Origin of the sequence: Vibrio orientalis CIP 102891 = ATCC 33934 (assembly GCF_000176235.1) — a bacterium.
GTDB classification, from domain to species: Bacteria; Pseudomonadota; Gammaproteobacteria; order Enterobacterales; family Vibrionaceae; genus Vibrio; species Vibrio orientalis.
This window is the reverse complement of sequence record NZ_ACZV01000003.1, coordinates 248,902-262,082: the sequence shown is the minus strand read 5'-3', so window position 1 is coordinate 262,082 and position 13,181 is coordinate 248,902. Positions and strand designations below refer to the sequence as shown.

14 protein-coding genes are annotated in these 13,181 nt (G+C 47.0%); 5 read left to right on the top strand and 9 right to left on the bottom strand.

The window, feature by feature from the left end:
• Positions 1-20: 20 nt before the first annotated feature.
• The 3 genes from ccoG to VIA_RS22295 all read right to left on the bottom strand — a co-directional run bounded on the left by ccoG (position 21) and on the right by VIA_RS22295 (position 2,217).
• Positions 21-1,439 carry a cytochrome c oxidase accessory protein CcoG gene (gene ccoG / locus VIA_RS03330; RefSeq protein WP_004411013.1) on the bottom strand — a complete coding sequence of 473 codons (1,419 nt, stop codon included), beginning with the start codon at positions 1,437-1,439 and terminating at the stop codon, positions 21-23.
• A gap of 246 nt (positions 1,440-1,685) precedes the next feature.
• Positions 1,686-1,952, bottom strand: a complete 267-nt coding sequence (locus VIA_RS03325) for a YihD family protein (RefSeq protein WP_004411010.1) — start codon at positions 1,950-1,952, stop codon at positions 1,686-1,688.
• A gap of 97 nt (positions 1,953-2,049) precedes the next feature.
• Positions 2,050-2,217 carry a hypothetical protein gene (locus VIA_RS22295; RefSeq protein WP_004411008.1) on the bottom strand — a complete coding sequence of 56 codons (168 nt, stop codon included), beginning with the start codon at positions 2,215-2,217 and terminating at the stop codon, positions 2,050-2,052.
• A gap of 290 nt (positions 2,218-2,507) precedes the next feature.
• Here VIA_RS22295 and VIA_RS03320 point away from each other — a divergent pair, with 290 nt between their 5' ends.
• Positions 2,508-3,305 (top strand): sporulation protein, encoded by a 798-nt coding sequence (locus tag VIA_RS03320; protein ID WP_004411005.1) that lies wholly within the window; start codon positions 2,508-2,510, stop codon positions 3,303-3,305.
• 92 nt (positions 3,306-3,397) lie between these two features.
• Positions 3,398-4,051 carry a PAQR family membrane homeostasis protein TrhA gene (gene trhA / locus VIA_RS03315; protein ID WP_004411003.1) on the top strand — a complete coding sequence of 218 codons (654 nt, stop codon included), beginning with the start codon at positions 3,398-3,400 and terminating at the stop codon, positions 4,049-4,051.
• On the opposite strand, the gene VIA_RS03310 is transcribed toward trhA, so the two are convergent.
• The 6 genes from VIA_RS03310 to def form a co-directional block, all read right to left on the bottom strand.
• Positions 4,048-4,611, bottom strand: a complete 564-nt coding sequence (locus tag VIA_RS03310) for a DUF3157 family protein (RefSeq protein ID WP_004411001.1) — start codon at positions 4,609-4,611, stop codon at positions 4,048-4,050. The two genes, trhA and VIA_RS03310, sit on opposite strands and share 4 nt — an antisense overlap.
• Before the next feature lie 9 nt (positions 4,612-4,620).
• Positions 4,621-6,066: a TrkH family potassium uptake protein gene (locus VIA_RS03305; protein ID WP_004410998.1), complete on the bottom strand. Its 1,446-nt coding sequence runs from the start codon at positions 6,064-6,066 to the stop codon at positions 4,621-4,623.
• A 9-nt stretch (positions 6,067-6,075) separates the two neighbouring features.
• Positions 6,076-7,491, bottom strand: a complete 1,416-nt coding sequence (gene trkA, locus VIA_RS03300; RefSeq protein WP_328285397.1) for a Trk system potassium transporter TrkA — start codon at positions 7,489-7,491, stop codon at positions 6,076-6,078.
• 17 nt (positions 7,492-7,508) lie between these two features.
• Positions 7,509-8,789, bottom strand: a complete 1,281-nt coding sequence (rsmB, locus tag VIA_RS03295; RefSeq protein ID WP_004410988.1) for a 16S rRNA (cytosine(967)-C(5))-methyltransferase RsmB — start codon at positions 8,787-8,789, stop codon at positions 7,509-7,511.
• Positions 8,790-8,858: 69 nt separating this feature from the next.
• A complete protein-coding gene (gene fmt / locus VIA_RS03290; protein ID WP_004410987.1) occupies positions 8,859-9,806 on the bottom strand; it encodes a methionyl-tRNA formyltransferase in 948 nt (315 codons plus the stop codon).
• 24 nt (positions 9,807-9,830) lie between these two features.
• Positions 9,831-10,349 (bottom strand): peptide deformylase, encoded by a 519-nt coding sequence (def, locus tag VIA_RS03285; RefSeq protein WP_004410985.1) that lies wholly within the window; start codon positions 10,347-10,349, stop codon positions 9,831-9,833.
• A 176-nt stretch (positions 10,350-10,525) separates the two neighbouring features.
• On the opposite strand from def, the gene VIA_RS03280 reads away from it, so the two are divergent.
• Genes VIA_RS03280 through VIA_RS03270 form a run of 3 tightly spaced genes read left to right on the top strand, consistent with a single transcriptional unit; the run spans position 10,526 to position 13,166 of the window.
• Positions 10,526-11,569, top strand: coding sequence for a LysM peptidoglycan-binding domain-containing protein (locus VIA_RS03280; protein ID WP_004410983.1), 1,044 nt, complete (start codon positions 10,526-10,528; stop codon positions 11,567-11,569).
• Entirely contained in the window at positions 11,569-12,684 is a 1,116-nt protein-coding gene (dprA, locus tag VIA_RS03275) for a DNA-processing protein DprA (protein ID WP_004410980.1), read from the top strand. The genes VIA_RS03280 and dprA overlap by 1 nt, the downstream gene beginning before the upstream one ends.
• 2 nt (positions 12,685-12,686) lie before the next feature.
• Entirely contained in the window at positions 12,687-13,166 is a 480-nt protein-coding gene (locus VIA_RS03270; protein WP_004410978.1) for a DUF494 family protein, read from the top strand.
• The last annotated feature ends 15 nt before the right edge of the window (positions 13,167-13,181 follow it).

Sequence of the window (13,181 nt, the reverse complement as noted above, 5' to 3'; positions counted from 1 at the left end):
CATTTGGGTAGTGAGAAAGTCTAAAGCTTTTTAATAAAGCGGCTTTCTACAGAAATAGTGAAGTCTTCGCTATCGGACAGTATAAACTGAATCGTTGAAACAGGAGAGCTGAGATTGTCAGGGTTAACACCTAGGCTCATTGGCAGGCTAAGCACTTCACCCGGTTCAACTTGTATGGTCTGTTTACCGTACCATGAAACATCACCTAAACCTTCAACGCTTAGGGCGTACTCTTGCTCTTGTTGCGTTTTATTGATGACTTTCAGCGTATAAGTGTTTTCTATCTCGCCAGAGCCATTGACTCTAAATAGCTGGTTACGATCGCGTAGCACGCTTAGCCCAGCTGGATCGACACTCGCAACCTGAACGAAGAATAGGCCAATCATCACCAGTAGAACGGCGCCATAGCCAAGCAGTTTAGGTCGAGCGACTTTGGTATGTTTGCCTGATAGGCGATGTTCGGTGGTGTAGCTGATCAAGCCTTTGTCGTAACCCATGCGATCCATAGTTTTGTCACAAGCATCGATACAAGCGCCACAGTTAATACACTCGTATTGTAGGCCATCACGAATATCAATCCCGGTTGGGCAAACCTGCACACATAAGTCACAATCGATACAGTCACCTAAGCCAAGTGCTTTGTGATCGGCCTTACGTGAGCGAGGGCCTCGAGTTTCACCCCGCTTGCTGTCATAGCCGACGATGAAGGTATCTTTATCAAACATCGCCGATTGGAAGCGTGCGTAAGGGCACATGTGGATACACATAATTGAACGCATCCAACCAGCATTAGCGTAGGTACAGCCAGCGAAAAATAGTACCCAGAAAACAGGCCAAAACTCAGCGTCAAAGGTAAAGAAGCCCACAACGAGATCTTGGATAGGAACAAAGTAACCGGTGAAGGTAAAACCCGTTGCAAGGGCAATGGCCCACCAAGCGACATGTTTAGCGGTTTTGCGCATCGCTAAGTTAGCGGTTAGCTTACCGGAGTCTTGCTTACGGCGTTTATTGGCACTGCCCTCGAGCTTTTCTTCGAACCAAATGTACATAAAGGTCCAAACGGTTTGCGGGCATAGATAACCACACCAAACGCGACCTAAAAAGGTGGTAATGAAAAACAGCGCAAACGCCGCAATCACAAACAGCAACGCAAGTAAGGTTAGGTCTTGCGGATAAAGGGTGGTGCTAAAAAAGTTAAATTGCTGATTGCCAATGTCGAGTAAGATTGCCTGACGTTCGCCATAAGGTATCCATGGAATCAGGGCAAAAAACAGCAGTAGGAACCAGCCGCCATAACGACGCAATTGCTGGAATGTGCCTTTACTTTCGCGAACGTAAATACGATTGCTCGGATTAAACCTATCGCCTTTGGTTTTGTGGGTTTTGGGATTAAAGGTTTTCGGAGTCACATCTTTAATATCGATTTTGTCCTGACTCATTGTGCTTCCTTCTTAGGCTCTATGGTGTGATTTATACGTTTCACACTCTGCAGACATTGCTATTTTAGTAAATTCTTATGGACGGCGATTATATACGCAATAACATTTTTATTTCTTTAAGGTTATCAACCTTTAACAACAAAGGTCAGTACAGTTATAGAAATAAATCGCCTAACAGTTCGCAAATTGAAGGGCAAATAGGTATAAAAAAAGCGGCCGTTGCCGCTTTTTATGTCTGGTATTTTTTTAGCTGATGATGCCGCGAGCTCTAAGGATTGCTGTTTTAAAGTCATCTTCTTGGTCTTTTTTGAGACCTGGAATCATTTCATCTTTGGCACTGTTACGCATTTTAAGGTGGTAGATCAGCACATCATCAGTGAGATCTTCAAGCTTACCTTCATAACCCGCTTCCTGCGCTAACTTAACGATCATCTCAAGTAGGTTAAGTTCTTGATCTTTCTGCCACTCTGGCTCCAATAGCTCAAGTAGCTCCTCAATACGGTGACACTTCACAGGCTTTCTCCACAATACTTATAATGATTTAAGGCTAAAGGTAACAAATTGCAGAAATGAAGGTAAGAAAAAAGCGCAGTCAAACTGCGCTTTTTAACTAGGCTGCTTTAACAACTTTTGCTGGAGCAGGTGCTAATACGGCAGTCTGTTCAACTAAGGTCATTGCAGGAGCTGTTTTCTTTGCCACTGGAGCAGCCACGAAGCCACTGCGGCGGCGCATCGCACTACGGTTAGTGTGCGAAAACCTGACGGTTGTCGGGCGCATCTAAGATACCTAACTGTCAGGCATATCCATTGCCAATGTAATGGCCTAATTAACTATGAGCATAGATTCATTGCTGAAGTTTGGCTCGTTTGGCTAGTGCCAATCCAATTAATTAATCAGGAGTATTGATATGCACGCATATCAATAAATAGATTAGCATTATCAGTTGGATTGATCGATATCTAATCATTTTCGTTCACTACAATTATGTGAAGCAGGTAGTAGTAGTGAGACGCTAAACAAGATTAGTATGAAAGTAATTGAATCTCTATAGAGCCCAGGAGGTAGTTATGTCGTTATTTAAGAAGACCCTGGCAAGTTTTGGTATTGGGTCGGCGAATGTCGATTCGGTGTTGCAGCAAGAAGTGTTGTTACCGGGACAAAAGGTCAACATTACTATTCATGTCTATGGTGGGTCGACCGCGCAAGAGATCGATAATATTGATTTGAAACTCAACTGTCGTTACATCAAAGAGGTTCCGGCTGATCACGATAAGAGCAAACATACTGCCGGGAGAATGCGCCGCGTGCCAGCTAGCTATGTTCTGGCTGAATGGTCACTGCCGTATGCTTTCACGATTAATCCAGGCGAGACTCGTGATTTTGAAGTCGAGCTCGATGTGCCATGGAATACGCCAGTGACGATCGGTGACTCTAAGGTATGGCTAGAAACTGGACTTGATATTGCGATGGCTAAGGACCCAACCGATAAAGACATCCTAACTGTCCGTCCCGATCCGCTGCTTGACGGTATTTTCACCGCTTTGGAAGAACAAGGTTTACGTATTCGTCAGGTCGAGTGTGAAGAGGTCGATGGTTTTGCGATGCCATTTGTGCAGGAGTTCGAGTTTGTCCCAACCACAGGGCCGTTCCACGGTCGTTGGCGTGAACTAGAAGTGGTGGCTTACCGCAATGATGATGAGCTGCAGCTGTGGTTCGAAATCGATCGCCACCGCGAAGGGGCAAAAGGGATGTTGGCAAGCCTACTCGGAGTCGGTCAATTAAAAAGGCAATTGGCTCTGCCGTTACATACCTCTGCCGATGAAGCGGGCAAGTTGGTGTTAGAGTATCTCGATAGCCATTCTTAACAGAAATTTAAAACTTTTCAGCTTACAAGTGTAAGCTTAATATGTAATACTCTTGAGTAATTATTCCAATTTTACTCAAGAGTTACGCACGCATGTCTGTACATCCTCCTGTTGAATACAGTGCAAAAGAAGAGTTCGCTAACACGTTAACTCATGCTTTGGGCATGCTGCTGAGTATTGTTGGTTTGGTGCTTTTACTGATCAAAGCGTCGCAGCACAATGCGGACGCGATGACGTTCGCCAGTATGAGTATTTATGGCGGCAGTATGATCTTACTGTTCTTGGCTTCAACGCTCTATCATGCGATTGCTAATCCGCGCGCCAAACGTGCGCTTAAAACCTTTGATCATTGCGCAATTTATCTGCTTATTGCTGGTAGCTACACGCCGTTTTTATTGGTGACTCTGCGAACGCCTTTAGCGATAGGTCTGATGGCGGTGATCTGGGGCATTGCCTTATTTGGCATCATCATGAAGCTGGCGTTTGTCTATCGCTTTAAAAAGTTGTCTCTGGTGACCTACCTGACGATGGGCTGGCTCTCGCTGATTGTGATTTATCAGTTGGCGATGAACTTGTCGATTGAGGGGTTAACGCTGCTAGCCGCTGGTGGCGTGATTTATTCGTTAGGGGTGATTTTCTACGTGGCGAAACGCATCCCATACAATCACGCCATTTGGCATGGTTTTGTTTTGGCAGGATGCGCTTGTCACTTCTTCGCGATTTACCTATATGTCCAACCGGTCTAACGCGTTTCGATGTTGATTACTTTGGCTTTGATTTGATACTGAGAAGCGGACTCTACATCCACTTTTATCGGCTTACCTGCGGCGATTTGCTCTGGTCTTAGATAGGTATCAGCCATACGCTTGATTGAAGACCACACCTTAGTGTTTTGTTTGCTAAGTACTGCCCCAGAACTATCCAACACTTCCACCTCAAGCTCGACTGTAATCACGGCTTGTCGGCTTTGATTGGTTAAAGAGGTAGGAATCACCAATTGACCATCTTGGTAGCTAGCGGCCGCTAATAGAATATCCACTCCTGAGTCTGACAGCTGCATGGTCGGTTTATCACTATCTAGACTTATCAAAATCCCTGTCTGATTTTGGATCACTGGGATGCCAGCAACCACGGGTATTGCCGTGGTGTTATCCACTTGAGCCTCACTGGCCGTCGGCGCTGTGACATAGTGCCAAGTAAAGTCGTCGTTGAGCTGAACCTGTCGCCCATCCTCTAGCGTGAGTTGTTGTGCAGCCATAAGTTGAGAGCTTGCGATTAGGCCACCAAGCACAATAAGTTTTTTCATTCTTAATCCTTAACGTCGCCAAAATGCTGGGAAGAACAGCACCAGCAGAGTCAAAATTTCAAGGCGTCCCATCAGCATACCTAAACTCAGTAGCCATTTCGCGCCATCCGGTAGTGGAGCGAAGTTTCCTGTCGGGCCAATCACGCTGCCCATACCTGGACCCACGTTAGCCACCGCGGTAATGGAACCAGAAATACTGGTGATTGGGTCAAGGCCCATAGCACTTAAACCGCCAGCAATGGCAATGATGGTTATAAAGAAGGTTAAGCCAAACGCGACCACTGAACGGACGATATCATCATTCACCGGGCGCTGGTTGTAACGTTGAACAAAAACTCCTGATGGGTGAATGAGCTTCATCATCTGTTTGTTGAGTAGCGTTATTGCGATCTGAAAACGGAATACTTTAATCCCACCAGACGTTGAGCCTGAGCAAGCGCCAGCCATCATTAGGAAAGCAAACAAGGTCGTTGGCAGTGCACCCCAAGCGGTAAAATCCTCTAAGCCAAAACCCGTTGTGGTTACCACTGAGACAATGTTGAACATTGAAACTCGCAGCGCGTCTGATACTGCGTAGCCATCTCTAATCACCAACCAAGAAGAGATAATCAGGCTGCTGATAAGAAATAGGTAAGTAAAGCCACGCACCTGTGCATCTTTGAACAAGTGGTCTAGACGGCGCTTACGTAATGCCGCAACAAACAACAAGAACGGTAACCCACCTAAGAACATAAACACCGTTGCTACCCAATGAGCGGAGTTGGAGAAGTGGTTCATCGACCCATCAGAGGTAGAGTAGCCTCCGGTGGATAAGGTGGTGAAAGAGTGGTTGATCGCTTCAAACAAGGTCATGCCGGAGGCAAGGTAAGCCAGTAAGCACAAGCCTGTCAGTACCAGATACACCGCAACGATGTTTTTCGCGACGGTTTTGGCTCTTGGACTGCTTTTATCTGACCAGTCGGAGGACTCGGTGTGGAACAGTTTCATACCACCGACATTGAGCATGGGCAGTACCGCTACCGCCATTACAATAAAGCCGATACCACCAAGCCATTGCAAGATGCTGCGCCACAGTAAGATGCTTGGCGCCATATTATCTAGCCCGCTCAGTACCGTGGAACCCGTGGTGGTGATGCCCGACATGGTTTCAAAGTAAGCATCGGTGAAACTAATGTGATTGATAAAGACAAACGGCAGTGCGGCAAAGGCACTGGCAATGGTCCAAACCAAGCTAGTGATTAGAAACATATCTCGCACACTGAGCTTAAAGGCTCGGGTGCGTCCGATAGTTAAACAGGCAAAGGCGGCAATATGGGTGATCACCACGGCTTGGCCGAACTCTAAGAAACCGGAGGTACCTGTGATAAAGGCGACCAAAGTTGGAACGTACATAAATAGGGCTAGCTTGGATAACACTAGCCCGATAACGAACAGTACGGGACGGAAGTTGACCATAACGGAGCCTTACAGGAAGAATGGACTCGGTTGGAATAGCGCTTCGACGTCTGGCACGTATTTCTTGTCGACGAGGAACATCACCACGTGATCATCTTGTTCGATAACTGTGCGGTCATGGGCGATTAGAACTTCTTCACCACGAACAATCGCACCAATGGTAGTGCCCGGTGGCAACTTGATATCGCCAATCGCGCGACCGACTACTTTGGAGGTGGTTTCATCGCCATGGGCAATCGCTTCGCTCGCTTCGGCCGCGCCACGACGCAGCGAAGATACGTTAACAATATCGGCACGACGAACGTGCGTGAGTAGCGCAGAAATAGTCGCTTGTTGCGGAGAGATTGCGACATCAATGACGCCACCTTGAACAAGGTCAACGTAAGCGCCACGTTGAATCAACACCATCACTTTCTTTGCGCCCATGCGCTTAGCGAGCATGGCGGACATAATGTTGGTTTCATCTTCGTTGGTTAGGGCGATAAACACATCGACTTGGTCAATGTTCTCTTCGGCAAGCAGCTCTTGGTCGGCAGCGTCACCACAGAAGACGATAGTGTTTTCTAACTCTTCAGAGAGTTTTTCAGCGCGTTGGTAACTGCGTTCAATCAGCTTAACGCTATATGACTGCTCTAGTCGGCGAGCCAAGCTGGCGCCAATGTTACCACCACCGACAATCATGATACGGCGATACGGTTTTTCTAGGCGCTGCAGTTCACTCATTACCGAGCGAATGTGGTTACTTGCCGCAACAAAGAACACCTCATCATCGGCTTCAATGATGGTCGTGCCTTGCGGGCGAATTGGGCGGCCTTGACGGAAGATCGCAGCAACACGAGTATCAATGTGCGGCATGTGCTCACGCAGTGCTGATAGGGCATTACCCACTAGTGGACCACCGTAATACGCTTTTACCGCCACAAGGCTAACTTTTTGTTCGGCAAAACTAACCACCTGAAGTGCGCCAGGATATTGGATTAAGCGTTCGATATAGCTAGTCACTAGCTCTTCAGGTGCAATGAGGTGGTCAACGGGTACCGCACCCGATTGGAATAGTGCTTCTTTCTCCGATAAATATTGCGGAGAACGAATACGAGCAATTCGGTTTGGAGTGTTAAACAGAGAAAAGGCCACCTGACAGGCTGCCATGTTGGTTTCATCCATGTTGGTGACTGCAACCAACATATCGGCATCTTGAGCGCCAGCTTCACGTAGCACATCAGGATGGCTCGCATAGCCATTCACAACTCGTAAATCGTATTTATCTTGCAGCTCGCGTAGGCGATCGCTGTTTCTGTCTACGATGGTGATGTCATTGTTTTCACCGACGAGGTTTTCTGCCAGTGTGCCGCCAACCTGACCCGCACCAAGAATGATGATTTTCATACATTTCTCTCGTTTAACTACTGAAAAGGCGGCGACTATTGTCACCGCCTAACTGTTTACGCGTTTTTGATTAATACTGCGTAGTAGAAGCCATCCATATCCTCTTCGCCAGGCAGGATCTGACGACCAGGATTGTTGATATCAGAGCCAACCAAGGTCGCATTGTCTGTACGTTCAAGGAAAGCTTTTACTTGTAGAACGTTTTCTTGTGGAGTGATTGAGCAAGTGGCGTAAACCATAGTGCCACCCACTTTTAACTGTCCCCACATCGCATCCATAATTTCACTTTGCAGCTCAGCCAAAGCATCGATGTCGTTTGCTCGACGTAGCCACTTAATATCAGGGTGGCGACGGATAACACCAGTCGCTGAACATGGCGCATCAAGCAGAATGCGGTCAAACTTCTCACCTGTCCACCACTCTTGAGGGTAGCGAGCATCGCCACAAATCACATCGGCACGTAATTGCAGACGCTCTAAGTTGTCATAGACGCGGTCAAGACGTTTGGCATCACAATCAATCGCAACCACTTCAGTATCTTCAGTGTGCTCAAGAATGTGCGCAGTTTTTCCGCCCGGCGCAGCGCAACAGTCTAGAATCAGCTCGCCATTTTGTGGCTGCAGATAATTCACTGACAGCTGAGCTGCTGCGTCTTGTACCGATACCCAACCTCGGTCGAAGCCTGGTAGAAGCGTTACATCGCAAGGTGAGGCCAATTTTATGGCATCAGCCGCTTCAGGGTGAATACTGAATTCAATGTTTTCATCTTTCAACAGCTCAAGGTATTCATCGCGAGTGTGGTGCTGGCGATTGACGCGCAGCCACATTGGCGCTTTGCTGTTATTTGCTTCGATCAGTTGTTCCCAGCTATCAGGGTAGCTTTCGCGCAACATATTCAGCAGCCAGTTAGGGTGGCCATATTTGCCCGCGTTGTGGCTAACCGCTTTCTCATCTAGCTCTTCTTGATCACGTAGGTAACTACGTAAAACGGCATTGATCAGACCGCGCAGGCTTGGGCCTTTTAACGTCTTGGTGCCTTCAACGGTTTCCGCAACCGCTGCGTGCGCAGGTATACGCATGAAACTTAGCTGGTAAATACCGACCAAAATTAAGTGGTGGAAGACACGCTTTTTCCCTTTCAACGGATTTTCCATTAGCTCATTAGCAATAGACTCTAAGCGAGGTAAGTACCTTAGTGCGCCGTAGCAAATTTCTTGCAACAGTGCGTGGTCTCTTGGTCTGATGGTCTTTTGAGCAGCAGGTAGTGCGTGTGAAAGAGATTGGCCTTTATCGACCACTTGAAATAGGACGTTAGCAGCAGCAGCGCGAACATTCATGATGGATACCTTAAATTAAGGGAGGGTGTCTCCACCCTCAAAATGTACGTTTCCCTTGCGGGAGAAAAGTTAAACCAGTTGAGTACCGACTTCAAACCAGTTTGCACGAGAGTTGAGAATATCTTGTACGGGCATCGCTTTTTTACCTGGTACTTGCAGTTGCTCTAGTACCAGCACGCCATTGCCAGTAGCAATGTAGATACCTGTCTTGTCAGCTTGCAGGATGGTACCCGCTGGTTTGCTCGACGTTTGCTCATCAATACGGCTCTGCCATACTTTGATGCTATTCTCTGCCGCTTCAAAGTGGCTCATTGGCCATGGATTGAAAGCACGTACGCAGCGTTCAATGTGTGCCGCGTCGTCAGCCCAGTTAATACGCGCTTCTTCTTTACTCAGTTTCTTCGCGTAGTTAGCCAGTTCATCATCTTGCTTTTCAGCTACAGCTTTACCTTCGGCAATATCTGCCAAGCATTCAACGAGCGCATCAGGACCAAGTTCTGCCAGCTTTTCATACATGGTTGCGCTAGTGTCCGTTGCTTCAATTGGTAAGGTCGCGATCTTCAGCATATCACCGGTATCTAGGCCAATATCCATTTGCATGATGGTTACGCCAGTCTCGTTATCACCCGCCCAAATTGAGCGTTGAATTGGTGCCGCACCACGCCAGCGAGGAAGAATCGAACCGTGTACGTTGATACAACCAAGTTTCGGTGTATCTAATACCGCTTGAGGTAGTAGTAAACCGTAAGCGACCACAACCATAAGGTCGGCATTCAGCTCGACAAGTTCTTGCTTTGCTTCATCTGACTTGAAGTTTTCTGGTTGGTAAACCGGAATGTTGTGCTCAAGGGCAATGTTCTTTACTGGGCTCGCGGTGAGTTTCTTACCACGGCCTGCTGGGCGATCTGGCTGTGTGTAAACAGCGATAACTTCATGCTCCGAAGACAACAACGCCGCCAAGTGACGGGCGGCGAAATCCGGAGTACCAGCAAAAACAATTTTCAAAGGTTTGCTCAAGGTACCTTCCTTCTATTATGGCGGTTAAGCTTTAGCGTTCTTCTCGTTGAAGCGCTTGATCTTAGCTAGCTTGTCTTGAATACGCTTGCGTTTTAAAGGCGAAAGGTAATCTACAAACAGTTTGCCTTCTAAGTGGTCAAGCTCATGCTGAACACAAATCGCTAATAGGTCATCAGCTTCAAATGTGAACTCTTCACCATCGCGGTTAAGCGCTTTTACCGTTACTTCCGCTGCACGAGAAACTAATGCACGTGCCCCCGGAACCGATAGACAGCCTTCTTCAATGCCATCTTCGCCGCGTTTTTCTAGAATCTCTGGGTTGATCAGAACCATTGGCTCATCACGAGTCTCAGAGATATCGATAACAACGATGCGCTGGTGGAAATCAACTTGGGTTGCTGCCAAGCCGATACCTTCTTCGTCGTACATGGTTTCAATCATGTCATCAACGAACTTTTGAATCTCAGGAGTCACTGCTTCTACCGGCTTTGCTACGGTGCGAAGGCGATCATCTGGGAATGTTAATACTTGTAATACAGACATATACACTCGAATGTTGAACTGTGCCGAATCAGGATAAACCTTGTTGGCTCAATTCTAGACATTTTAGATGTCAAATGACAGCATCAATGCGGCTTTTTGAACAGCTTCTCTTGCTTGGAACAGTGAAAAAGTAGCCGCTAATCGGCCCGGGAATTCATCGTTGTCTAGGATTGACTATGTTAGGTTTACTCACGAAACCCGCGATTTTGCTGGGCGTAATACTTGTCTCGTTTACTAGTCATGCAACTGTTGCTCCAGCGTCCCTTGGACTCAAAATCGATGCCCCCACTCTCTATATCGTCGAAGATGGGGATACCTTATGGGATATTTCTGCGCTGTATCTAGAGAACCCTTGGTTATGGCCTCGCTTATGGCAGAGCAATCCCGAGATCGAAAATCCTCACCTTATTTACCCCGGTGATCGCCTCTATTTAACTTGGCACAATGGTCAGCCGATATTGAGTATGAAACCAAAGGTTAAGCTTAGCCCTAGCGTGCGTATAGTCGACAAATCTCCACTCCCAACCATTAAGCCTGAGTTGGTATTGCCTTACCTCGACTCGAATCTATTGCTCGGCCAAGCCCTTGTCGAAAATAGTGTCCGTGTTTTGGGTGCCAGTCATGGCCGACAACTATTAACAGAACAAGACGTTGTGTATATTTCTGGCCAGCAACCCGTGTCTAGCTGGGGGATCTATCGTCAACTGGCGACCTTCACTCGTAACGAGCATATTGTCGTTGCTTTGAAACGTATCGCAGACGCCGAGCATGTTGAATATGCTGAACAACTGACTCGTTTGCGTGTAATCGAGCCACGACAAGAAATTTTGCCCAATGATATTGTTCTGCCAGATAACTTCGAAGCGTTGGCGAATGCAACCAATCATTTCTATCCAACCCCAGCCTCGGTAGGACATAGCGCCCAGATTCTAGGTAGCTTAACCGGCCAACGTTATGTGGGGCAGTATGATGTGGTGGTGCTTGATCGTGGGTTGGTTGATGAACTTGTTCAAGGCAGCATGTTTGAGCTCTACCAACAAGGCGCAGTAGTAAAGTTAGATAACGCTAAGCAGGTATCGCTGGCCAAGACCCATATTGGCAACTTGGTCGTGATACGCCCTTATCAGCACTTTAGTCTTGCGTTGGTTAGTCAAAGCACTCAGCCGATAGGTGTCGATTCTAAACTACTAGCACCGCCTCTGTTGAGCGGAGAAGAGTGATGAATACTGAAGATCTGGCTGCGTGGCTGGCACTTTACTTTACTCCGCGTATCGGGCCGAAAACCTTTACACGCTTATTAGCAATAGATACGCCAAGTAATATCGTTGGCTCTAACCAAGATCAGCTCAAAGCGATTGGTCTTAGTGATAAACAAATTGATTATATCCGCCACACTGCCACACGCGATGTTGAGCAATGTTTGCAGTGGCAGCAAGAGTCCAACCAGCACATTATTTGCCAAACTGATGACCACTATCCAGATTTGCTCAAGCAAGCTGAGGGGGCGCCACCATTGTTGTTTGTCACGGGTAACCCTAGTTGCTTATCTGTTCCGCAAGTGGCGATAGTCGGTAGCCGCAATGCGAGTATCGATGGGTTAAACAGTGCAAGAAGCTTTGCTCACAGTTTGGTTGAGCATGAGCTAGCCGTCACCAGTGGCTTAGCACTCGGTGTCGATGGTTATGCCCATGATGGCGCTCTACAAGGAAACGGTACAACGTTAGCTGTGCTTGGTTGTGGGTTAAACACTATTTATCCCGCTCGCCATCGAGATCTCGCCCTGCGAATCATCGACAGTGGTGGAGCCTTGGTCTCTGAGTTTCACCCCTTAGCCAAACCCAAAGCGGATCATTTTCCGCGGCGAAATCGAATCATCAGTGGATTGTCATTGGGGGTTTTGGTAATTGAAGCTGCAGAGAAAAGTGGCTCGCTGATTACTGCGCGTTATGCGATAGAGCAGGGGCGAGAAGTGTTCGCCTTGCCAGGGTCAATTCATCAATCGAGTGCAAGAGGCTGTAACTTATTGATTAAACAGGGGGCATGCTTAGTTCTAACGGTTCAAGATATTCTTGATGAAATTGAAACTCTGCTTGCTTGGTCTGATTGTAATAAGCCACCTATTCAGCCCGAACTATTTGATATAATAGATAGTAAAGAAGAATTGCCATTTGCTTTACTGTTAGCTAACGTAGGAAGTAAGGCTACACCAGTTGATATTCTTGCAAACAGGACCAATATACCTGTGCAGGAAGTCATGATGCAGCTCTTGGAGCTTGAGCTTCTAGGGCATGTTGTTGCGGTTTCCGGTGGCTATATTCGAAAGGGGAGGGGCTAGCTATGATGATGGATATCCTAATGTATCTGTTCGAGACTTACATCCATAGCGATGCGGAGTTACAAGTCAATCAAGATGAGCTAGAAGAAGAACTTCTTCGTGCTGGTTTTCATCAAAAAGACATCTATAAAGCCCTTATCTGGCTAGAAGAGCTAGCGGCATTGCAGCAAAGTGAAACTCACTCTGCAATCTCTGTGTGCAGCACTTCCAATTCGACTCGTATTTACACTAATAAAGAGTGTGAACGCCTATCGATTGAATGTCGTGGCTTTTTGACCTTCCTTGAGCAGGTCAATGTACTGACGACAGAAACTCGTGAAATGGTCATAGATCGTATTATGGGTTTAGAAACCGATGAGTTTGAGTTGGATGATCTGAAATGGATTGTCTTGATGGTACTGTTTAATGTGCCGGGCAATGAAAATGCTTATACGCTTATGGAAGAGCTGTTGTATACCAAAGAGCAAGGTATTCTTCACTAATCTTCATGGGTCGAT